Below are 21,326 nucleotides of genomic sequence, written 5' to 3' on the forward strand. Positions count from 1 at the left end.
ATTCACACCTTAAAATTTTCCCCTAAATAATACTTACGCACCAAAGCGTTTTCATAAATTTCATTAGCGTTCCCGCTCGCTAAAAGCGTGCCGCTTTTAATCACATACGCCCTGTGGCACACGCTCAAAGTCTCTCGCACATTGTGATCAGTGATCAACACGCCAATGTTTAATCCAATCAAGCTTTCAATGATTTTTTGAATGTCAATCACCGCAATCGGATCCACGCCCGCAAAAGGCTCATCTAATAGCACGAATTTAGGATTTTTCATTAAAGCCCTAGCGATTTCTACGCGCCTTCTTTCTCCCCCACTCAAGCTCATGCCCTTGCGCTCTCTTATGGCTTGGATATTAAAAGCGTCTAGCAAGCTTTCCATTTTTTCTTCGCTCTCTTTAGAGTTTTTAAAAGTGCTCTCCCCTGCTAGGGCTAGATTTTCTTCCACGCTCAATTCTTTAAAAATGCTGGATTCTTGGGGCAAGTAGCCTATGCCTAAGTTAGAACGCTTGTGTAAAGGGTATTTAGCCAAATCCACATCGTTTAAATAAACGCTCCCCCCACTAGGCTCTAAAAGCCCGCATATCATATAAAAGGTGGTGGTTTTACCCGCCCCATTAGGCCCTAAAAGCCCCACCACTTCGCCGCTTTTCACTTCTAAAGAAACATCTGAAACGATTTTGGTTTTTTTAATCTGTTTGTTTAAATGCTCTGCTTTTAAAATATCCATTCAAGCGACCCTTTAAGCGATCTTTATTGTATAAAAACGGCTGGTTAATTCGGTTTTAATTTCCACAACCTTAATAGCTAAATCGTATTTTTTTAAAATTTTTTCTAATTTTTCATCGCCCCATTCCACAAAATGAATCCCCTTTTCTAACAAACACTCTAACATGCCAAGCTCCAAGCAAGCCTCTAAATCGCGCATGTAAAAATCATAATGGAACACGCTCTCGCTATAAGCATGCATCAAGCTAAAGGTGGGCGAAGTCGCTTGAATGTCTAAACCCAAGTGTTTCAAGCACGCTTGAACTAAAGTCGTTTTACCGCTCCCCACAACGCCTTTTAAAAGCACCACCCCCTTAAAATCATCTTTTAAAATTGCAGCCGCCACTTTGTCCAACTCATCTAAATTCGCTCTCATAACAATTCCACGCTTTTGATTTCAAACTCACTCTTAATCTCTTCAATGAGGTTAGAATGGTTAGCCATAAATTCTTGCAAGGCTGTAGGGGCTTGTTTTGGTTGGGCTTCTTGAACCTCTTTAGTGTCGTTTTCTTGAATCTCTTTTTTTTGAATCTCTTTTTTAACCGCTTCTTTAGTTTCTTTTTCTTTCATTTCAGCCGTCGTTTCGGTGGTTGGTTGGGGTAAGATTTTTTCCCTTAAAGAAGAGATTTTAAAATCTTTAATCTCTTTAGTTTCTTCTCTAGCGCTTTTATTTTCTGAATGATTTTTTAAAGCGATTTTGATATTTTCACCCTTGCCAAAAACGCTATCAACGATACCTTTCACGATTTTAAATCGTTCTCTTAAAAGCTCCTTATCCTTATCAGTGGCTAAAGACTCCCAAGTCAAGGTTTTAGTCTGGCTGTCAAAATCAATGAAACGGATATTTTTTTCAAACACCGCCCCCAATTCGTAATTGCGCTCATAAACCAATGTTTGAACTTGTTTGAAAAGGTTGTGAAAAATGCGATCTTTAGCTGAAAGCATGGGAGTTTGCGGGGTTTCTGCGTTCTCTTTTTTTTCTGGCTTTTCTCTTTTCTCTGCACTTTTGGGTTCTTGTTTGGGAGCGTTAGCGTTTTGATTTAAGGGCTGAAAAGCGCTTTCTTTGGTTTGCTCTAATTCCAAAATCGCATCGTCTAGGGCTTTGAGTTTCAAAGCTTCTTTGAATTTCATTTTCAATAACAACAGCACAAAACTAGCATTTGCCCCTTCTTTTAAAAGGCTCAAACTACTCATAATGATTTTAAAAAAGCGCTCTATCAAAAGAATGGAATAAGTATCAGGGCTTAATAATTTCGCTTTCAAAAAAAGCATCATTTCTTCTAAAACGCTCTCGGTTTCATAATTTTCTAAAATGGCATAACGCTCTTGCAATCGCGCTTCATCTTGGTTGATTAGGCTTTGAAAAAAATCTTCTAAAACGCTCCGATCAATCGCTCCTAACATTGCAGCCACTTTGCTTTCTGTGATAGCGTTATCACAATAATTGATGGCTTGCTCTAAAAGAGTGATCGTATCCCTCAAGCTCCCTTGCCCGCTGTGGGCCAGTTTTTCTAACGCGCTTGTTTCATAGCTCACCTGTTCTTTTTCTAAAATGGTTTTTAAATGAGAAATAACGGAATTTTCAGGGATTTTTTTAAACCTGAAATGTTGGGTGCGGCTGAGTATGGTAGCGGGCAATTTCAAGGCGTCCGTTGTCGCTAAAAGGAATTTCACATGGCTAGGAGGCTCTTCTAAAGTCTTTAAAAGCGCGTTAAACGCTTCGGTGGTGAACATATGCACTTCATCAATGATAAAGATTTTATAGCGCCCAAAGCTTGGTTTGTAGCGCGTTTGCTCTATGAGGTTACGGACATCATCAATCCCCCTATTAGACGCTCCGTCCATTTCTATAATATCTATATGGTGGTTGTTTAAAGCACTCTGGCACTGGATGCAAGTATCGCAAGGCACGGCTTTTGGCCCCTCTTCACACATTAAAGCCCTAGCAAAAATCCTAGAAGAGCTGGTTTTACCCGAACCTCTTAACCCGCTGAATAAATAAGCGTTAGCCAAACGCTGGTTATTTAGGGCTAAAGAAAGCGTTTTAGCCACGCTCTCTTGACCGACTAGCTCGCTAAAATGTTTGGGTCGGTATTTTAACGCTAAAACTTGCATACTGATTGTAATCCTTAAAACTCATTTAGGAGTATTGTAATGCAAAATGACTTAAAACTAGCCCCTTTTTAGGTTTTACTCAACAGCGCTAAAAAATCCCTAAATAAAGTAACGCTGAGCGTTCCCATGATAGCGGTTACAAAGAGATTCACCCCCATAAAAATTTTTTGGTTGTTTAAAAGTTTAGAGCCATAGCGTAAAGATAGGGTGCATAACAATAAAAGCCAAGAAAGAGCCGCCGATAAAGTGCCGGCTAAAAAGACAAATTTTTGCACTAAATCAAAAGACAAAGCGCTCGCGCCAATCAAAAACACCATTTCCAAATACACTTGAGGGTTGAGTAAGGTAACGCCTAAAGTGAATAATAAGGTCTTTTTTAAGGATAATTTTTTAGGGGTTTGGACTTGCTTTTTTTTAAAGGTTTGAAAAAGGGTTTTTAAAGCTAAAAAAGCGTAAAATCCGGTAAAAACTGCCCCAAATAAATTCAAAAACAAACTCAAATAAAGATTTTTAGCAAAATAAGCCCCCACGCCAAACACGCCCATGCTCATTAACACAATATCGCACATAAAACACAGAGCGCAAATCAAAAACACATAATTCCTAGCCATCCCTCGCTCTATAATAAATAAGGATTGCGCCCCCACCGCCGCGCACAAAGAAATCGCTAAACCAAAACCTTCTATAAAAACCACAAACATCTTGCTTAAATCCTTTCACTCAAAATAAGCCAAAACCATCAGCACTGCCATTAAAAATTCAAAAACGATATTTTAAAATTTTAGGGTTTAAAATGACCTTTATAAATAAAAGTTAAATGACGCAATGGCTTGCGCGAAATTTAAAAACCCCATTTTTTAGCACTCTTAGTGGCGTTTGAGAATAAGTTAAAAATAACATGGTAAAATGCCAAAATTTGCTGTTGTTATGCGGCAAAAATTTGGACAACAAGGAATTGGGAATGAGAAGGAGTTTGGCTTTTTGCCTGATGGTTGCACTTGGATTACAGGTTTTAGGCGCTAGGGATTTTTCGCAACTCAAAAACGAGGAACTTTTAAAATTAGCAGGCACTCTGCCTTCTAATGAAGCGATTGATTATCGCATGGAAGTGTCTAAACGCCTTAAAGCTTTAAACGCTGAGGACACTAAGAAATTCCGTGCGAATTTCAGCCGGATCGCTAGGAAGAATCTTTCCAAAATGAGTGAAGAGGATTTCAAAAAAATGCGTGAAGAGGTGCGTAAAGAATTAGAAGAAAAAACCAAAGGTTTGAGCGATGAAGAAATCAAGGCAAAAGGGCTTAATGTGAGCGTTTGCAGCGGCGATACGAGAAAAGTTTGGTGTAGGGCTGTTAAGAAAAAAGACGAACATTGCTCTCCTAAGTGAGATAAAATTTAATTTAAAAGGATAAAACATGAAAAAAGCGTTGAAAATACTTTCTGTTAGCGCGTTGCTATTTGTGGCTTTAAACGCCAAGGATTTCAGCAAAACAAGCGATGAAGATTTGGCTAAAATGGCTGGTATTGTCGCTCCGCAGGATATTGTGGATTATAAAAAAGAGTTGAGAATGCGCATGAAAAAAATGCCTGAAGACAAAAGAGAAGCGTTCCATAAGCAGTTGCATGAATACGCGGTTAAAAACACAGACAACATGACCGTGGCGGATTTTGAAGCGCACCAAAAAGCCGTTAAAGAAGCGCTTAAAAAAAGCAACATGAAGGACATGGATGATGATGATTTGGGGTTGAGATCATGCAAGCATGGGAAAATGCACAAACACCACAAACACCACAAACACGATGGTCAAAATAAAGCAAAAGGGCATGGTAAAGAACAAGGCAAAAAAGATCACGATCATGATGATCATGGCGAAAATGAGAAATAAAGCTTAAACCACACCCCTTTTTCTATCAAAGCTTCAAACCCTTTAAGCAGAAATCCTAAACGCTTTGAGCGTTTGGGATAAATGCGTTCTGTTAAGCGTTATCAAAATTCTATTCTCATTAAGTATTGCTTATAAAATTCAAAAGATGATTTTATCGTTACAAAAATCAACACTCCAAAGATAAATAAGTTAAAATACCCCAAAATCCTTTTTTTTTTTTTTGAAATCCAATAAGTCTATGGTAAAATTAAATAAATTGTAAATCTATTACTATTTAGAATATTTTTGCAACAAAAAATTACTTTAAGGAACACTTTTATGAAAAAGACAATTTTACTCTCTCTCTCTCTCTCTCGCTTCATCGCTTTTAAACGCTGAAGACAACGGCTTTTTTGTGAGCGCGGGCTATCAAATCGGCGAAGCGGTGCAAATGGTCAAAAACACCGGTGAATTGAAAAACTTGAACGACAAATACGAGCAATTAAACCAGTATTTAAATCAAGTGGCTTCGTTGAAGCAAAGCATTCAAAACGCCAACAACATTGAGCTGGTCAATAGCTCTTTAAACTATTTAAAAAGCTTTACCAACAACAACTATAACAGCACCACCCAATCGCCCATCTTCAACGCCGTGCAAGCCGTTATCACTTCGGTATTGGGTTTTTGGAGTCTTTATGCGGGGAACTACTTCACTTTTTTTGTGGGTAATAAGGATACTAAACAACCCGCTAGTGTCTATGGTAACCCTCCTTTTAAAACGATTGTAAGCAACTGCTCAGGAATTGAAAACTGCGCTATGAATCAAGACACTTACGACAAGATGAAAAAACTTGCTGAAGAACTCCAAGCAGCTCAACAAAACTCTGCCACTAAAGTGAACAATCTTTGCGCTTTATCCGGATGCAATGCAACAGAAGGCCAAAGCCCAAACTCAACCGTAAGCAACGCTCTTAATTTGGCGCAACAGCTTATGGATTTAATCGCAAACACTAAGACTGCTATGATGTGGAAAAATATCGTCATCAGTGGTGTTTCAAATGTGTCTGGTGGTGGTATCACATCCACTAATTACCCAACGCACTATGCGGTGTTTAACAACATTAAGGCGATGATACCTATCTTGCAACAAGCGGTTACGCTTTCTCAAAGTAACCACACTCTATCCGCTAAGTTGCAAGCTCAAGCTACAGGATCTCAAACAAACCCTAATTTCGCTAAAGACATCTACACTTTCGCTCAAAACCAAAAGCAAGTCATCTCTTACGCCAAAGATATTTTCAACCTCTTTAATACTATCCCTGCAGATCAGTTTAAGTATTTGGAGAAAGCTTATTTGAAAATACCCAATGCGGGTCAAACTCCTACTAACCCTTACAGACAAGAGGTGAATTTAAACCAAGAAATTCAAACGATTAAAAACAATGTGAGTTATTATGGTAATCGGGTGGATGCGGCTTTAAGCGTGGCTAAAGATGTTTATAACCTAAAATCCAATCAAACAGAGATTGTAACCGCTTATAACGACGCTAAGAATTTGAGCGAAGAGATTTCTAAACTCCCACACAATCAAGTCAATACAAAAGACATTGTCACACTATCTTATGATAAAAACGCTCCAGCAGCGGGCCAATACAACTACCAAATCAACCAAGAGCAAGCGTCCAATCTTTCTCAAGCTTTAGCAGCGATGAGCAACAACCCCTTTAAAAATATAGGAATGATTAGCTCTCAAAACAATAACGGCGCGTTAAACGGGCTTGGCGTGCAAGTGGGCTATAAGCAATTCTTTGGCGAAAGCAAAAGATGGGGATTAAGGTATTATGGCTTCTTTGATTACAACCACGGCTATATCAAATCAAGCTTTTTTAATTCGTCTTCTGATATATGGACTTATGGCGGTGGGAGCGATTTGTTAGTGAATATCATCAACGATAGCATCACAAGAAAGAACAACAAGCTCTCCGTGGGTCTTTTTGGTGGTATCCAACTGGCAGGGACTACATGGCTTAATTCTCAGTATGTGAATTTAACCGCGTTAAATAATCCTTACAGCGCAAAAGTCAATGCTTCCAATTTCCAATTTTTGTTCAATCTCGGTTTGAGGACGAATCTCGCTACAGCTAAGAAAAAAGACAGCGAACATTCCGCGCAACATGGCTTGGAGTTGGGCATTAAAATCCCTACCATTAACACGAATTACTATTCTTTTCTAGGCGCTCAATTGCAATACAGGAGACTCTATAGCGTGTATCTCAATTATGTGTTCGCTTACTAAAAGCTCTCTTTTTTAAAATAGGGGGAGCTTCATCAAATCTATTTTGATAGTTATCAATATTTGATGAAAATAAAGTCAAAAACAAAATAAACCAAATTACCCAATTATCTTTGATAATTGGGTAATTTAAGAAAATCGTTCAATACTCTTCAAACATTTCTTGGATTTTTGCTTTATCGTTCGTTTTGGTTAAAGCGAGTTGTAAAAGCACCCTAGCTTTTTGGGGGTTTAAATTGTCGCTTGTGATAAAGCCATAAGCTTTGTCATCAATCTCGCCTGAAGTGATTTCACCGCTGCCTACCCTGCTAGAACGAACGATTAAAACCCCCATTTTGCTCGCTTCTTGCATCGCTTTTAAAAATTCCGCGCTCACATTCCCATTACCCACCCCAGCTATCACAACGCCTTTTGCATGCGAGTTTAGGCTCGCTTGGAATAAATCAGGGGTCATGCCGGCATGCGTGTAAATAATATCCACTTTAGGCAGGGGGGTTTTGAGTTGTGAAAGGGAAAATTCGCTCTTCATGGTGTGTTTTCTCAAAGGCTGCATGTAGTAGCGTGTTTTGCCATAATACACGCTCCCTATCGCACCGCTATTTAGGGCTTTAAAGGTGGAAGTGTGGGTGGTGTGCGTTTTAGCCACTTCTCTAGCGCTAAAAATATTATCGTCCATCACCACCAGCACGCCTTTATTTGCGCTTTTTTCATTGGCCGCTACGCTCAGCGCATTATACAAATTCAAAGCCCCATCCGCGCTCAAAGAAGCAGCATTACGCATCGCTCCCACTAGCACGACCGGTTTTGTGGAGTGTAAAACTAAATTTAAAAAATACGCGCTCTCTTCTAAAGTGTCCGTGCCATGCGTGATGACCACGCCTTGAATACGGCTATCGTCTAGCAATTCTTGGGCGCGTTTAGCGAGCTTGAACCATACCTCTTCATTCATGTCTTGTGAGCCAATGTTAGAAATTTGCTCCCCTTGAATGCGAGCGAGTTTGTTAAGACTAGGGATAGCCTTAAGAAGCTCTTTGATGCCCAATTCGCCACTTTTATAACTGCCCGAACTCGCGCTCGCGCCACTCCCTGCAATCGTCCCTCCTGTCGCTAGTAAAGCAATGGTGGGTAAATTTTGAGCCATAACTTGCCCCTTCAAACAAAATAAAAGAATCAACAATTTCAAAAATATTCTCATTATAGACCACCTTTTGAAATTTAAAAGGTTTTATAGTATAGTAAAACATCGTTAAAATAAATTTAAAAAGGGTTAATGGTGGATGCCTTTTTTCAGATTGTAGTGTTACTTTTTTCGCTTTTTTTAGGGGCAAGGCTAGGGGGCTTGGGAGTGGGCTATGCGGGGGGTTTGGGCGTGCTTATTTTATGCTTATTTTTGGGGCTAAATCCGGGCAAAATCCCTTTTGATGTGATTTTAATCATCATGGCAGTCATTAGCACTATTAGTGCGATGCAAAAAGCGGGGGGATTGGATTACTTAGTCCAAATCGCTGAAAAAATTTTAAGGAAACACCCCAAGCAAATCAACTACCTCGCCCCAAGCGTGGCGTATTTTTTAACGATACTAGCGGGCACTGGGCATACGGTTTTTTCTTTGATTCCGGTGATTGTGGAAGTGAGCCAGAGCCAAAACATCAAACCCAAAGCGCCCTTAAGCTTAGCGGTAGTCTCTAGTCAAGTCGCTATTACCGCAAGCCCGGTGAGCGCGGCGGTGGTGTTTATGAGCGGTATTTTAGAGCCTTTAGGAGCGAATTACTTGACCCTTTTAATGGTTTGGATCCCTACGACTTTTTTAGCATGCATGCTCACGGCGTTTGTTATGGGTTTTACTGATTTGAAATTAGACAGCGATCCGAATTATTTAGAGCGCCTGAATGCAAGAAAAATTTCGCCCCCTATCATCAAAGAAGAAAAAGAAACCTCAAAAAGCGCGAAATTATCGTTATGGATTTTTATCGGTGGGGTTGTAGCGATCGTTTTTTATGCGAGCGCGATTTCTAAAAATATCGCTTTGATTAGCCCGGTGGTTTTAGGCAGAGATTATGCGATTGTGTCTTTCATGTTGAGCGTGGCAACTTTAATTGCGCTTTTTTGCAAAATTAACGCTAATGAAATCGCTCATTCAAGCGTGTTTAAATCCGGCATGCAAGCGTGCGTGTGCGTGTTAGGCGTGGCATGGCTAGGCGATACTTTTGTGAGCAATCATATAGATGAAATCAAGCGATACGCTTCTTTTTTGATCGCAGATTATCCGTTTTTATTAGCCGTAGCGCTCTTTTTGGCTTCCATGCTTTTGTATTCGCAAGCTGCCACCTCTAAAGCGCTCATCCCAAGCGTGATCACAGCCTTAGGCATTAGTGCTAACCATACCGAGCATTTGTATATTATCGTGGCTTCTTTTGCGAGCGTTTCGGCGTTGTTTGTGCTGCCCACTTACCCCACTTTACTAGGAGCGATCGCTATGGATTATACCGGCACCACTAAAATGGGCCGTTATGTGTTTGATCATGCGTTTTTGATCCCTGGGGTTTTAGTCGTGTCTTTGAGCGTGGCGTTAGGGTTTGTTGTCGCGCCGTTGGTTTTGTAGATTGTATCATTAACGGTAAAAAGCTTGGCGTTGCGATTTTTCTAAACCCCCTTAAAAAAGAGGGTTTAGACACTTAGTAAGCGAACACATAATTGAGATACACGCTATAGAGTCTCCTGTATTGCAATTGAGCGCCTAGAAAAGAATAGTAATTCGTGTTAATGGTAGGGATTTTAATGCCCAACTCCAAGCCATGTTGCGCGGAATGTTCGCTGTCTTTTTTCTTAGCTGTAGCGAGATTCGTCCTCAAACCGAGATTGAACAAAAATTGGAAATTGGAAGCATTGACTTTTGCGCTGTAAGGATTATTTAACGCGGTTAAATTCACATACTGAGAATTAAGCCATGTAGTCCCTGCCAGTTGGATACCACCAAAAAGACCCACGGAGAGCTTGTTGTTCTTTCTTGTGATGCTATCGTTGATGATATTCACTAACAAATCGCTCCCACCGCCATAAGTCCATATATCAGAAGACGAATTAAAAAAGCTTGATTTGATATAGCCGTGGTTGTAATCAAAGAAGCCATAATACCTTAATCCCCATCTTTTGCTTTCGCCAAAGAATTGCTTATAGCCCACTTGCACGCCAAGCCCGTTTAACGCGCCGTTATTGTTTTGAGAGCTAATCATTCCTATATTTTTAAAGGGGTTGTTGCTCATCGCTGCTAAAGCTTGAGAAAGATTGGACGCTTGCTCTTGGTTGATTTGGTAGTTGTATTGGCCCGCTGCTGGAGCGTTTTTATCATAAGATAGTGTGACAATGTCTTTTGTATTGACTTGATTGTGTGGGAGTTTAGAAATCTCTTCGCTCAAATTCTTAGCGTCGTTATAAGCGGTTACAATCTCTGTTTGATTGGATTTTAGGTTATAAACATCTTTAGCCACGCTTAAAGCCGCATCCACCCGATTACCATAATAACTCACATTGTTTTTAATCGTTTGAATTTCTTGGTTTAAATTCACCTCTTGTCTGTAAGGGTTAGTAGGAGTTTGACCCGCATTGGGTATTTTCAAATAAGCTTTCTCCAAATACTTAAACTGATCTGCAGGGATAGTATTAAAGAGGTTGAAAATATCTTTGGCGTAAGAGATGACTTGCTTTTGGTTTTGAGCGAAAGTGTAGATGTCTTTAGCGAAATTAGGGTTTGTTTGAGATCCTGTAGCTTGAGCTTGCAACTTAGCGGATAGAGTGTGGTTACTTTGAGAAAGCGTAACCGCTTGTTGCAAGATAGGTATCATCGCCTTAATGTTGTTAAACACCGCATAGTGCGTTGGGTAATTAGTGGATGTGATACCACCACCAGACACATTTGAAACACCACTGATGACGATATTTTTCCACATCATAGCAGTCTTAGTGTTTGCGATTAAATCCATAAGCTGTTGCGCCAAATTAAGAGCGTTGCTTACGGTTGAGTTTGGGCTTTGGCCTTCTGTTGCATTGCATCCGGATAAAGCGCAAAGATTGTTCACTTTAGTGGCAGAGTTTTGTTGAGCTGCTTGGAGTTCTTCAGCAAGTTTTTTCATCTTGTCGTAAGTGTCTTGATTCATAGCGCAGTTTTCAATTCCTGAGCAGTTGCTTACAATCGTTTTAAAAGGAGGGTTACCATAGACACTAGCGGGTTGTTTAGTATCCTTATTACCCACAAAAAAAGTGAAGTAGTTCCCCGCATAAAGACTCCAAAAACCCAATACCGAAGTGATAACGGCTTGCACGGCGTTGAAGATGGGCGATTGGGTGGTGCTGTTATAGTTGTTGTTGGTAAAGCTTTTTAAATAGTTTAAAGAGCTATTGACCAGCTCAATGTTGTTGGCGTTTTGAATGCTTTGCTTCAACGAAGCCACTTGATTTAAATACTGGTTTAATTGCTCGTATTTGTCGTTCAAGTTTTTCAATTCACCGGTGTTTTTGACCATTTGCACCGCTTCGCCGATTTGATAGCCCGCGCTCACAAAAAAGCCGTTGTCTTCAGCGTTTAAAAGCGATGAAGCGAGAGAGAGAGAGAGAGAGTAAAATTGTCTTTTTCATAAAAGTGTTCCTTAAAGTAATTTTTTGTTGCAAAAATATTCTAAATAGTAATAGATTTACAATTTATTTAATTTTACCATAGACTTATTGGATTTCAAAAAAAAAAAAAAGGATTTTGGGGTATTTTAACTTATTTATCTTTGGAGTGTTGATTTTTGTAACGATAAAATCATCTTTTGAATTTTATCATCAGCATTTAATGGGAAAAAAGCCAAACTAAAACAAGAACGCGTAGCTGACAAAAACTTCTTTATTCCTAAAAACGCTGAAGTTTTGTCGGATCGTTTGTTGTTGCCACACATTGCTAGAGCCAAAGTTTTTCCAACTTTGCGCGCTCAAGCTGTAGTAAGGGATTTTTAGCCCCACATTGAAGCGGTTGCGCTTGCCTATATACAAAGAACCCCCAAAATTCACAAAAAACCCCCCACCCGCTGCAAAAAATTTATCATCTTGATTGGTGTTTTGATCTTTATATTGAGGACTCCACAATATTGCGTATTCCACCCCACCCCCACCAAACACGCCTATTTTAAAAAACAGCATTTTTTCTGTTTTTAAAGCGAGTTTTAAAAGGGTGTCTATAGGGAGATTAACAAACACATTCACATTCAAACCAAACGCCATGAAATGCCCGTTATTGAAAAGGAAGTTTTGGGGGTTTGGGGTTTTTTGCAAATTCAAAGAGCCTTGGGCGTTTGAAGCGGTATCGTAGGTTTTAATCGCGCTCGGGTTGTAATTGGCTTGGGATAAAAGGGTATTGCCCCCCACTTTTTGCCCTAATTGCGCTTTAGCGTATTCTATATCCCCCCACACCCTTAATCCTAAAATATGGTATTTATCAATAGCTATTTCATCGCCTATTTGCCCAGTATAAGACAGGTTTTTACCCCCCTTATAATGGGCTTCTAATTTCTCGCCATAACACACGCTGCTAGGGCAAGTGGGGTTGTCTTTATAGGCTTGTTGCCACATGCTTGTGCGCGTATTAGCCCCTGTGCCTAGTCTAAAACCCAAATAAATGTGGTTTTTCGTTTTAAAAAAAGGCGTTTTTTCAGCAACATTGCCCCACAAAACCCCCAAACTGGCTAAAAAAACAAGCGCTTTCAAACGCTTTTTTGATTCAATTCTACCCATAATGGCACTTCACTTTGCAACATTTCTTGATTAAAAAATTCCTCTATGCTCTCTCGCATGCTCTTTACCTCTGTAAGGGTATTGACGCAGTTGCGAAACGCACTCGCTTGCATTTCGCCCTTGGCGTAAGCATGCAAATTTTTCCTAAACATGATCACCCCCCTATCCCCATAAAACTCCACCATTTTATCAAAATGTTCTAAAACCAGGTCTTTTTTCACGACTGCAGGCAATTCGGTGGTGTTGTTTCTGATTTGCCAAAATATCCATGGGGCTCTTAAGGCCGCTCGCCCTATCATTAGCCCATCAGCTTGCGTGATTTGCAAAACTTCAAAGGCTTTTTTCACGCTGTCAATTTCGCCATTGGCTATCACAGGCTTTTTTAAAATCCCTTTCATTAAAGCGATGCTTTCATAATCTATTTTGTCTTTTTGGTATTTGTCGCTTCGTGTCCTCCCATGCACCACCACATAATCCACCGGCGCATCATTTAAGGCATGAGCGATTTCTTTAGGGATTTTTTGATCAAAGCCTAAACGCACTTTCACGCTTGTGATTTTTTTGTTGGTGTTTTCTCTGATGATTTTTAAAAGCTTCACTAAGTGGTCTAAATCCTTCAATAGCCCACTACCATTACCATGGTTAGCCACTTTAGGGGCAGGGCAACCGCAATTAAAATCAATCCCACTCACATGCTCTAAAGCGTTGATTTTTTCAACCGCTTCTTTGAGCACGCCCTCTTTAGAGCCTGAAATTTGCGCCATGAAATGATCTTCTAAATGGGATTTTTCTAACATTTTAGAAGTTTTGTCAAACGCATACACTAACGAATGCGAGCTCACCATTTCGCTTGTGGTAACATCCACGCCAAATTTTTTCACCATGCTCCTAAAAGGCAAATCCGTATAGCCTGCTAGAGGGGCTAGAAAAAGCCATTTTTTATTCTTAAAGTCCATTCGCTCTCATATCAAAGTTTTTTGCTGTATTTTGACACAATCAAGGTTAAAAAGCGCTTTAAAAACTTATCGCTTGATTAAAATTAAGATCTTTTATAGATCCATTAAACTCTCTTTAAAATGGGTTAAAAAATCATGCGTTGGTTGTTTTAAAAACTCTGCGTATAAAACAGGCCGTAAGCGTTTAGGGATATTCAACCGCCTGGCTCTGTCTTTAAAATCCTTTGGCATGCTTAAAGTTTTTGGGGGTTTAAGAGCGATAAACACATGCTCTTTGTCGCTTTCAATGATGAATTTTTGAGCGATTTCTAGGCTAAAAAAATGGCGTTTGATTTCTTCTTTTTGAGAGAAGCTCAACACATACCCCTTTTGCTTTAAGATTTTATCCACCATAAACAGCGTGTTTTGCGAATGCTTAAAAAAAGTGATCCCATGCCTTTGTGAAACGGGAATCAAAGGATAAAACCGCTCTTTTTCTTTATCCAAAAATTTAAAACTTTGGATAATGCCCTTAGAATAATCTTGCATCAAGGAGTTAGCGTAATGTTTCCTGAAAAAATTGCGTTTGAATTTTAAAGAAGAATTAGAATCATCTTCAAAAAATTTTTGATCTTTAGCGAGCGTTTTAAGGGTGTCTTTAGGGGTGTAGAGCAAGGGGCGAACAATCGCATAAGATTCTCTTTTTTCATAGGCTTGAAAGCTTAAAAGCGTGTTTAGTCCGGCGCCTTTGCTTAGTTGCATCAAAAACCATTCCAGTCTGTCATTCAAGTGGTGCGCTAAAATCAAATGCTTGTAAGAATACTCTTTGATTAGGGTTTCAAAAAAATCATAACGAACTTTTCTCGCTTGCATTTCAAAATTGCGTGCAATGTTTGGAGCGTAATGGATGTAGCATTTTTTATGGTGTGTTTTTGCGAGTGTTTGAGCGTGTTGGATGATTTTAAGGCGTTGTTTTTGCGTGTTATAATCCACTAAAGCGATGTCAAAAGCGATGTTTTCTCCAACTAAAAGATGAAACAAGCAAATAGAATCCAACCCACCTGAAAAACCCAATAAATTTTGACCCTCTTTTAAAGGCTCTAAATAGGGTTTAAAATCTTGCATTACACGATCGGCACTGGGCTTGATAGAGCGTCTTCTTTCATGCAATTTTTCATGCAATTTCCTTGCGAGTCAGAATGCTCTTCAACAAGCTTGTGCCTTCTATGCCTAAAATTTCATTCCTGAGTTTTTCCACTTCATTCAAACCTGGAGCTTTTTTGTGTGAACGGCTTCGTTGCGGATCTCTTGAATGATGCTTAGGCTTTTTGAAAAAGGATAATTGATGAATCGGTTTAAGTTTTCTTCTAAATGGCATTGGATTTTTTCGTGTTTGAGTAAAAATTTAACGCTCCCAAGATTGGGCTTTTTAGTGAAAAAATCTTTAAGTATAAGAGTTTTTCCTTGGACTTTATAAGCTAAATCATAAAGGTTGGGATCTTTTGTGCAAGCCTTTAAAAGAACTTGTTTAGCAAAAAGATAAATTTCGTATTCTAAGGTTTTGGAGTATTTGACGATGATGCTGGTAAAATCATTCAAAAGATCGTTTTCGCTTTGTAAAAGCTCTAATTCTGCATGAATGATGTTATTGATGCTATCAGGGTGTAAGAGGTAAAAAAGCCTTTTGCCAAAAACAAAACGCATGAAATTTTCTTGCATCATTAAATATTCTTTGCTTTTATACACGCTCAAATAATGCTTTTCGTCGCCTAAAAAATAACAACGCTCTTCTTTTAACCTAACCGGCAAAGGATAGACATAATTATTCCCGTAAATAGCGTAAGTGTGGTTGTTGGGCGTAATGAAATTGGCTAAAAATTGATCCCTTAAAAGGCTAAAATCTTCCCTGACTAATTCCCTTAAATCGCTGATGATAAAAAAGTCTTCCACTTCCAAATTTTTTTCTTTATAATAACTAGGGATCAAACTCTCATCAATATCTTTAGCAACCTTTATCACCTTAGCGACAAACAAATTAGCGTAATCGGTCAAAAAAAGCTGCAAAAAATTTTCTTCATTGGTGGCTTTGTAAATCTCTTCTAAGGAGTCTTGCTTTTCTTGATCGTTGAGCTTTGATCGGATTTTACCAAAACCCACTTGGGATTTTTCCTGTAAAACGCTTAAATGTTGTTGGATGGCATCTTGTTGGCAGTAAGGATTGTAGAGGATCAAAAGGTGGTTCATGCCTTGTCTTACTTTAAGATTTCTTTAAGGTTTTGCTTGATCTCATCAGGATTTTGCTCGTATTCTTGGATGAGTTCTTTTAAAATCTCAAACAATTCGTCAAAATCTTGCGGGTATTCTTTCTTAAAACCCACGATCAAATCCAAAGTCTTGCCCGCCTTGTTTGATGGATCGTTTTCGCCCTCAAGAGCGTTTTTTATATCCAAAACCATATTGGCAATGCGAGCACTCTGCACGGGGCTTGAAATGCGTTTGCATAAAAAACCCTTAAGCGTATTTGCAAGCTTAAGAGATGAGCAGATTTTAGAAAACATCGCCTTTCCTTATTAAAAGATTAAAACACCGCTTTTAAACTTAGCCAATTTCAAACTCAGCCGACAAGCGTTTTATAATTTTTGGAATTTTAACACAAATTTAATTCATTCCTCTTCAGGCTCAACTTCTATAAAATCTCCGCCGGTTTTAAAAGCTTCACCCATTTGAATCCATTTTTCAAATTCTTGATCCAACTCTTGCGTTTTTTTAATTGCTTCTTCAATTTCTTGAAAGGATTTTTCCAGTTTTAGCGCGCTTGGGAAACATGTTTGTTTGAATTTGGTTTCATCATTGATAAGAGCTAAAATTTCTTTTTTTTGACCTTCAAAATTGGATACCATTTCTTTTTTAGCTTTTTCAAGTTCTTGCTCTTTTTGATATTTGTTATAAGAATCCCATAATTCAAAAGCAATACCGATAAGCGGTAAAGCTTTGTTCAAATTACCTGCCAATTTTACAGCGCCCCAAGGTTTGAATTTGAGAGCTAAATCTATGCCCACGAATTTTCCCACAGACGCTATCGTATCTCTAGCCAGTTTGATGTTGGTTGCATTGATAAACCCGCTTGGATTTAAAAAATTGATTCCAATTTTCCCCAATGTTCCGGCATATTTTTCAAAAAAATTCAAATTGGCATCAAAACCAGTTTCAATTTTAGCCATTTCATTGAAAATCCCTTGCGTTTCTCTTTCAAATGCATTTTGGACTTTTGTTTCTATATCGATGCCTTTATCGCCTATTTCTCTCATAGCGAAATCATTAAAGGTTTCTAGACTGGTTCCAGAAACTTGAGCGATGAGACCGCTAAAATACATCGTTATAAATTCTTTTAAATTCGTGCGGGCTTGAGAAATTTCATTATTTAAATTTTGAAGATCCTTTCGCCTTTTTTCAATCGCTTTATTCAGGTATTCCATTTCTCTTTTAATCTCTTGTTGCGCTTGTTTTGCAAGCGGCATTTGCCTATAGATAACATCTTGAATGACGCTTTTTTTGGCTTCTTCTATGATGGTTAATTTCCCGCCATTTTCTTTAATCTTTTTTTGCGTCGCGTCTTGCAAAGTTTGGATATGCGAAAGCTTTTGGAATTCTTCTTTATGCTCTAGCCAATGTTTAACCCCCAAATCAAAAGGGTTTGCAGCGACAGCGACATCGGTTTTGAATGTTTTCTTCTTTGATGGTAAATCTTTTGTTGTAATCTTATTCATCTTCAATATCCGCTTCTTCATCAAAACGGCTGATGACAAAAATCGTCCTGGATAAAAGATTGAGCGTCCTGAACAACCAATTCAAATCGTCCTTATGGCTTTCTTTGATGGGGTTTGACGGGTTGAACGCGTATAAAATGAGATGGGCTTCGCTGACATATTTTTTGGTAATGTCTTTATAGCGTTCTATTTTGCCGCTATCGTGTTCTTTTGCTTTAAACCCAAACAACCCCGGGGTATCAACCAGCTCCATTTCATTATCTATGTCATAGAACTTAACTTCATCGCTTGATTCTTGATGGGCTATCTTCATGCTCTCATCCAAGCGATCGATCCAGGCTGCCGCTATAGATGTTTTTCCTTAAGAAAAACCTCCCACCAACGCCACTTTCAGTTTCTGCCCGGCAACATTTTCCATCGCATTACGGATTTTGTCTTTGAGGGACTCTTCAATCTGGATGCCGTATTTCTCTCCAGTATGGATAAAATCAAGCAATTTTTTAAGATTTTCTTGATTCCTCTTTTGATTTGCTTTAAATTGTTCTAGCGTTTCATTCATTGTGCTCTCCTTTGTTTTAATGTGGTTTTGATGCGATTAGCTAAGTACCATAAGTCTTCAACGGCTTCTATTAGCCCTTCCCTCCTGCGCTCGTAACAAACAATGAGATCGTTAAGCCCAGCTTTTAAGTCCTCAATCATTTCAGATGCACCTTTTTTGCCGCTTTCAATTTGGTTTCTCATATTCTCTGTGATTTTTTCACAAACTTTATCTAAATTCTTACCCACTTCTTTTCTTTGTTGGGATTTTTTATAGTCTGAATCAAAAAAACTCCACACTGATTTAACTATCCCAATTGCTCCTAAAACCAATCCTCCAATTAGTGCAATCTCACCTACTACAGGCGTCATTAAAAGCAAAGCCAAACCTCCTATTGAAGCGAATAAGCCTATTTTATTAATACCGCTATCAATATTGAAATAAAAACCACTATCAATGTTGATGCGATTTAACATTCTTAGAGAATCTTTAATCCTTTCTTCAAATTGTTCAATATCTTTTTTTATCTCTTCAACAAATCGTTCCTTGCATTCATTAGAACGCTGTTTTATGTTTTCACCCGATTTTTCCATGCCTTTTTGGAGTTCATGTTTAAACATTGTTTTAAGTTCATCATTTTCAATGTCGTCATCAATGTGTTCATGCATTTCTTCTCTAAAACCAACTTTGAATCGATCTTTTTCTTCGGACGCTGATTTTTCTAAATTGGATATAAATTTTCCTTTAGAACGATCCAAATTATCACAAACTTCTCAGTGGTGTTCTTGCAGTTCTTTAATGGTTGGATCTATCTGTCTGTCAATCATAGTTACGATCGCTTTTTGTAATTTTTCTATCGCTTTTAAGGCTTTATTGCAGTTGGATTCTATGATTTTGGCGCGTGAGTTTTCAAGAAGCGCTTCGGTTATAAATCCACCTAATTGTTGGAAACGGGATTTATACAATAACCATTCTTCCGTTTTAAAAAAATCTAAAAATTTTTGTTTGTTTTTGTAAAAATCACTCTCTGGCAGCAACGCCGATGAAAGACCATAGAAAGCCATTTGGGCGCTGACTATTTGATGCCCCATGTAGTGTTTGCCTAAAATGTTTTTCATTTCTTTATTTAAAATTTTTAAGCTTTCTTTTTCGCTTTCATCAATAAGCCCATCTTTGAAAGCTCTCGGGTTGTTAATCGGTTTGTTAAAAATCGTCCATACCTCTGTTTGCGAATCAAGTTGTTTTTGGATTTTTTCAATCGTCCCTTCTTTCCTCTCTTCTCCTTTTTGCGCAGGAGTGGGCTTTTTGGTAACATAAAAAACAGCATGGGCTTTTTTTGTAGCGTTAAGAACTTGCTCCATCACTTTTTCTTCATTGCCTTCTATCCCTGGAACATCAAGCAAAGTAAAGGTTTTGTTGTTGTGCTTGAGAGTGTAAGATTTGGTTTCTAAAGTGAAATCGCTTCTCCCATCGCCTATGATCGCTCCATCTTGCAATCTTTCTAGCCCCAAAAGAGCATGTGCCCGCTACCTCTATCATTTTTCTCTGAATAGAGCCGCTTGAAGCACTCTTGTTCATTCATTTTGCTTTGTTCTTTAAAAAACAGCCTCAAGCATTCAATGAGAGTTGATTTCCCCGCACCGGTTTCCCCATAAAAGGCAATAGTAAAATTTTCCCACTCTTCATTATCTTTTAAACTTTCAAGCTCTTTTAAGCTTTCAGATTCTAATTTTTGAAACACCTCCAACGCTTCTTGGTTGAATTTTTTCAGTCTTTCATCTTTATCATCAGTGTTTTTAAAAATATTTTGGAGATTTTCAATATTGGCTTTCACATCAAAATAAATGTTTTTCATTTTGCCTGTCTCAAGCGGATTTTTTTGACGCATTTTAACAAAAAAAAAAAAAACGCAAACCCCCATGCTCTGGCCACGCTCTAGCCGTGCTTTTAGCCTTATGGCTAACTTTTAAAAAGCCCTTAAAACCTTAGCGAGCAAGATATTGTCTTTAAACACGCTAGGCACAATCGTGTAATGCCCGGGTTTTAAAGGGGTGGTTAGTTCGCTGTCGTTGATCAAGATTTCCCCATCCACTTCAGGCGCCCATCTCAAATCCCTTGCTTTGTAAAAATATTCGCCCTCTTTATTTTCCACTAATGCCTTAATGGGCTTATTCAACAAAGCCTTAAAGGAATGGTTTTGGTGCTTTAAAGCGATTTTATTCAAGGCTTTGATGCGAGCGTTGATGATTTTTTTAGGCACTTTCTCTAAAGAATAGGCATGCGTGTTTTCTTCAGCGCTGAAAGCAAAAATATTCAATCTGTCAAACCGGAATTCGTCTAAAAACGCGCTCAATTCTTCAAACTCGCTCTCACTTTCTTCCGGATGCCCCACAATGATCGTGCTTCTTATAAAGCTTTCTTTAACCTGCTTCATGGCATCTAAAAGCTTTAAATGGTGCGCTTGGCTGGAGTTGCGCCGCATCTTTTTAAGCATGGAGTCGCTGATATGCTGGATGGGCATGTCAAAATAATTTTGAAAAATGGGCGAACTTTCAATCGCGCCAATAAGCTCTAAAGTGGTGCTAGAGGGGTAGAGATATAAAATACGCGCGCTCTTTAAGGCTTGCTGTTTGTCAATCGCTCTAATGAGCTGGACCAAGCCGTCTTTTTGCCCCTTATCGTATAAAAATGAGCTAGAATCTTGAGCGATAAAAGTCATATCCTTATAGCCTTTAAGGGCTAGATCTTCCACTTCTTTTAAAATGGAGTCTAATTCCCTGCTTTGTAATTTCCCCTTAAAGCTAGGGATAGCACAAAAAGAGCATTTTTGGTTACAACCCTCAGAAATTTTAACATAAGCATGCACGCTAGAACCTGTGATAATGCGCGCGTTATAATGCTCGCTTAAAAACACTTGCTCGCTGAATTGGTTTTGTTTTTTAGCGATCAAAATATCAATTTTGTCATAATCCCCCACGCCGGTAAAAATATCCACTTCAGGGATCAGCTCTTTGATTTCATCTTTATAGCGTTCGCTCAAGCACCCGCTCGCAATCAAAATCGCTCCCTTTTTTTTGTCTTTAGCGGCGTTGAGAATGGTTTGGATGCTCTCTTGTTTGGCGCTTTCAATAAACCCGCAAGTGTTGATCAAAATCACATCAGCGCTCTTAGCGTCATTAGTGAGCGTGTAATTATAAAGCTTGCCTAACATCACCTCTGAATCCACCAAGTTTTTAGAGCAACCTAATGAAATTAAGCAGAGTTGTTTGTTTTCTTTAATTTGCATG

General features: G+C 38.8%; 13 protein-coding genes and 5 pseudogenes. 4 read left to right on the forward strand and 14 right to left on the reverse strand.

Annotated features, from left to right (window positions below; all coding sequences use genetic code 11):
• Window positions 1-2 precede the first annotated feature (2 nt).
• The 4 genes from lptB to QAP06_RS04320 all read right to left on the reverse strand — a co-directional run bounded on the left by lptB (window position 3) and on the right by QAP06_RS04320 (window position 3,579).
• Window positions 3-725 (reverse strand): LPS export ABC transporter ATP-binding protein, encoded by a 723-nt coding sequence (gene lptB / locus QAP06_RS04305; RefSeq protein WP_000353231.1) that lies wholly within the window; start codon window positions 723-725, stop codon window positions 3-5.
• A 12-nt stretch (window positions 726-737) separates the two neighbouring features.
• Entirely contained in the window at window positions 738-1,139 is a 402-nt protein-coding gene (gene tsaE, locus QAP06_RS04310; RefSeq protein ID WP_077232013.1) for a tRNA (adenosine(37)-N6)-threonylcarbamoyltransferase complex ATPase subunit type 1 TsaE, read from the reverse strand.
• The gene (locus tag QAP06_RS04315; protein ID WP_286464985.1) at window positions 1,136-2,878 is read right to left on the reverse strand and encodes a DNA polymerase III subunit gamma/tau; all 1,743 of its coding nucleotides are present in this window, start codon (window positions 2,876-2,878) and stop codon (window positions 1,136-1,138) included. Before QAP06_RS04315 ends, tsaE begins: the two co-directional genes overlap by 4 nt.
• 68 nt (window positions 2,879-2,946) lie before the next feature.
• Window positions 2,947-3,579: a LysE family transporter gene (locus QAP06_RS04320; RefSeq protein ID WP_000498341.1), complete on the reverse strand. Its 633-nt coding sequence runs from the start codon at window positions 3,577-3,579 to the stop codon at window positions 2,947-2,949.
• 260 nt (window positions 3,580-3,839) lie between these two features.
• On the opposite strand from QAP06_RS04320, the gene QAP06_RS04325 reads away from it, so the two are divergent.
• The 3 genes and pseudogenes from QAP06_RS04325 to sabA (QAP06_RS04335) form a co-directional block, all read left to right on the forward strand.
• The gene (locus tag QAP06_RS04325) at window positions 3,840-4,262 is read left to right on the forward strand and encodes a DUF1104 domain-containing protein (protein WP_286464988.1); all 423 of its coding nucleotides are present in this window, start codon (window positions 3,840-3,842) and stop codon (window positions 4,260-4,262) included.
• A 28-nt stretch (window positions 4,263-4,290) separates the two neighbouring features.
• A complete protein-coding gene (locus QAP06_RS04330) occupies window positions 4,291-4,761 on the forward strand; it encodes a sialic acid-binding protein (protein WP_140579716.1) in 471 nt (156 codons plus the stop codon).
• A 334-nt stretch (window positions 4,762-5,095) separates the two neighbouring features.
• A pseudogene (gene sabA, locus QAP06_RS04335) lies at window positions 5,096-7,036 on the forward strand (Hop family adhesin SabA/HopD); the annotation flags it as partial.
• A 139-nt stretch (window positions 7,037-7,175) separates the two neighbouring features.
• On the opposite strand, the gene QAP06_RS04340 reads toward sabA (QAP06_RS04335), so the two are convergent.
• Window positions 7,176-8,228: a type II asparaginase gene (locus QAP06_RS04340; RefSeq protein WP_286464991.1), complete on the reverse strand. Its 1,053-nt coding sequence runs from the start codon at window positions 8,226-8,228 to the stop codon at window positions 7,176-7,178.
• Window positions 8,229-8,303: 75 nt separating this feature from the next.
• Between QAP06_RS04340 and QAP06_RS04345 the strand changes: the two genes are divergently transcribed.
• The gene (locus QAP06_RS04345) at window positions 8,304-9,635 is read left to right on the forward strand and encodes an anaerobic C4-dicarboxylate transporter (RefSeq protein WP_286464993.1); all 1,332 of its coding nucleotides are present in this window, start codon (window positions 8,304-8,306) and stop codon (window positions 9,633-9,635) included.
• A gap of 73 nt (window positions 9,636-9,708) precedes the next feature.
• On the opposite strand, the pseudogene sabA (QAP06_RS04350) reads toward QAP06_RS04345, so the two are convergent.
• The 9 genes and pseudogenes from sabA (QAP06_RS04350) to rimO form a co-directional block, all read right to left on the reverse strand.
• A pseudogene (sabA, locus tag QAP06_RS04350) lies at window positions 9,709-11,649 on the reverse strand (Hop family adhesin SabA/HopD); the annotation flags it as partial.
• Between the two features lie 232 nt (window positions 11,650-11,881).
• Complete coding sequence (locus QAP06_RS04355; protein WP_286464995.1) at window positions 11,882-12,799, reverse strand: outer membrane beta-barrel protein; 918 nt, start codon at window positions 12,797-12,799, stop codon at window positions 11,882-11,884.
• Window positions 12,769-13,755: a tRNA dihydrouridine synthase gene (locus QAP06_RS04360; RefSeq protein ID WP_286464997.1), complete on the reverse strand. Its 987-nt coding sequence runs from the start codon at window positions 13,753-13,755 to the stop codon at window positions 12,769-12,771. Before QAP06_RS04360 ends, QAP06_RS04355 begins: the two co-directional genes overlap by 31 nt.
• Window positions 13,756-13,848: 93 nt before the next feature.
• The gene (tilS, locus tag QAP06_RS04365) at window positions 13,849-14,859 is read right to left on the reverse strand and encodes a tRNA lysidine(34) synthetase TilS (protein ID WP_286467486.1); all 1,011 of its coding nucleotides are present in this window, start codon (window positions 14,857-14,859) and stop codon (window positions 13,849-13,851) included.
• A 49-nt stretch (window positions 14,860-14,908) separates the two neighbouring features.
• A pseudogene (locus QAP06_RS04370) lies at window positions 14,909-15,978 on the reverse strand (HP0729 family protein).
• An 8-nt stretch (window positions 15,979-15,986) separates the two neighbouring features.
• Window positions 15,987-16,292 carry a radical SAM protein gene (locus tag QAP06_RS04375; protein WP_286464998.1) on the reverse strand — a complete coding sequence of 102 codons (306 nt, stop codon included), beginning with the start codon at window positions 16,290-16,292 and terminating at the stop codon, window positions 15,987-15,989.
• 105 nt (window positions 16,293-16,397) lie between these two features.
• Window positions 16,398-18,060: pseudogene (locus tag QAP06_RS04380) on the reverse strand (LeoA/HP0731 family dynamin-like GTPase).
• Window positions 18,057-19,894, reverse strand: a pseudogene (locus tag QAP06_RS07790) (GTPase). Before QAP06_RS07790 ends, QAP06_RS04380 begins: the two co-directional pseudogenes overlap by 4 nt.
• A 111-nt stretch (window positions 19,895-20,005) precedes the next feature.
• On the reverse strand, window positions 20,006-21,325 hold the full coding sequence (gene rimO, locus QAP06_RS04400; protein WP_286465006.1) for a 30S ribosomal protein S12 methylthiotransferase RimO: 1,320 nt from the start codon (window positions 21,323-21,325) through the stop codon (window positions 20,006-20,008).
• Window position 21,326: the final 1 nt, after the last annotated feature.

Origin of the sequence: Helicobacter pylori (assembly GCF_030323545.1) — a bacterium.
Classification (GTDB): domain Bacteria; phylum Campylobacterota; class Campylobacteria; order Campylobacterales; family Helicobacteraceae; genus Helicobacter; species Helicobacter pylori_CO.

Coding starts and splice junctions, on each gene's coding strand:
- lptB (WP_000353231.1), bottom strand. CDS start 725: ATGGATATTTTAAAAGCAGAGCATTTAAACAAACAGATTAAAAAAACC.
- tsaE (WP_077232013.1), bottom strand. CDS start 1,139: ATGAGAGCGAATTTAGATGAGTTGGACAAAGTGGCGGCTGCAATTTTA.
- QAP06_RS04315 (WP_286464985.1), bottom strand. CDS start 2,878: ATGCAAGTTTTAGCGTTAAAATACCGACCCAAACATTTTAGCGAGCTA.
- QAP06_RS04320 (WP_000498341.1), bottom strand. CDS start 3,579: ATGTTTGTGGTTTTTATAGAAGGTTTTGGTTTAGCGATTTCTTTGTGC.
- QAP06_RS04325 (WP_286464988.1), top strand. CDS start 3,840: ATGAGAAGGAGTTTGGCTTTTTGCCTGATGGTTGCACTTGGATTACAG.
- QAP06_RS04330 (WP_140579716.1), top strand. CDS start 4,291: ATGAAAAAAGCGTTGAAAATACTTTCTGTTAGCGCGTTGCTATTTGTG.
- QAP06_RS04340 (WP_286464991.1), bottom strand. CDS start 8,228: ATGAGAATATTTTTGAAATTGTTGATTCTTTTATTTTGTTTGAAGGGG.
- QAP06_RS04345 (WP_286464993.1), top strand. CDS start 8,304: ATGGTGGATGCCTTTTTTCAGATTGTAGTGTTACTTTTTTCGCTTTTT.
- QAP06_RS04355 (WP_286464995.1), bottom strand. CDS start 12,799: ATGGGTAGAATTGAATCAAAAAAGCGTTTGAAAGCGCTTGTTTTTTTA.
- QAP06_RS04360 (WP_286464997.1), bottom strand. CDS start 13,755: ATGGACTTTAAGAATAAAAAATGGCTTTTTCTAGCCCCTCTAGCAGGC.
- tilS (WP_286467486.1), bottom strand. CDS start 14,859: ATGCAAGATTTTAAACCCTATTTAGAGCCTTTAAAAGAGGGTCAAAAT.
- QAP06_RS04375 (WP_286464998.1), bottom strand. CDS start 16,292: ATGTTTTCTAAAATCTGCTCATCTCTTAAGCTTGCAAATACGCTTAAG.
- rimO (WP_286465006.1), bottom strand. CDS start 21,325: ATGCAAATTAAAGAAAACAAACAACTCTGCTTAATTTCATTAGGTTGC.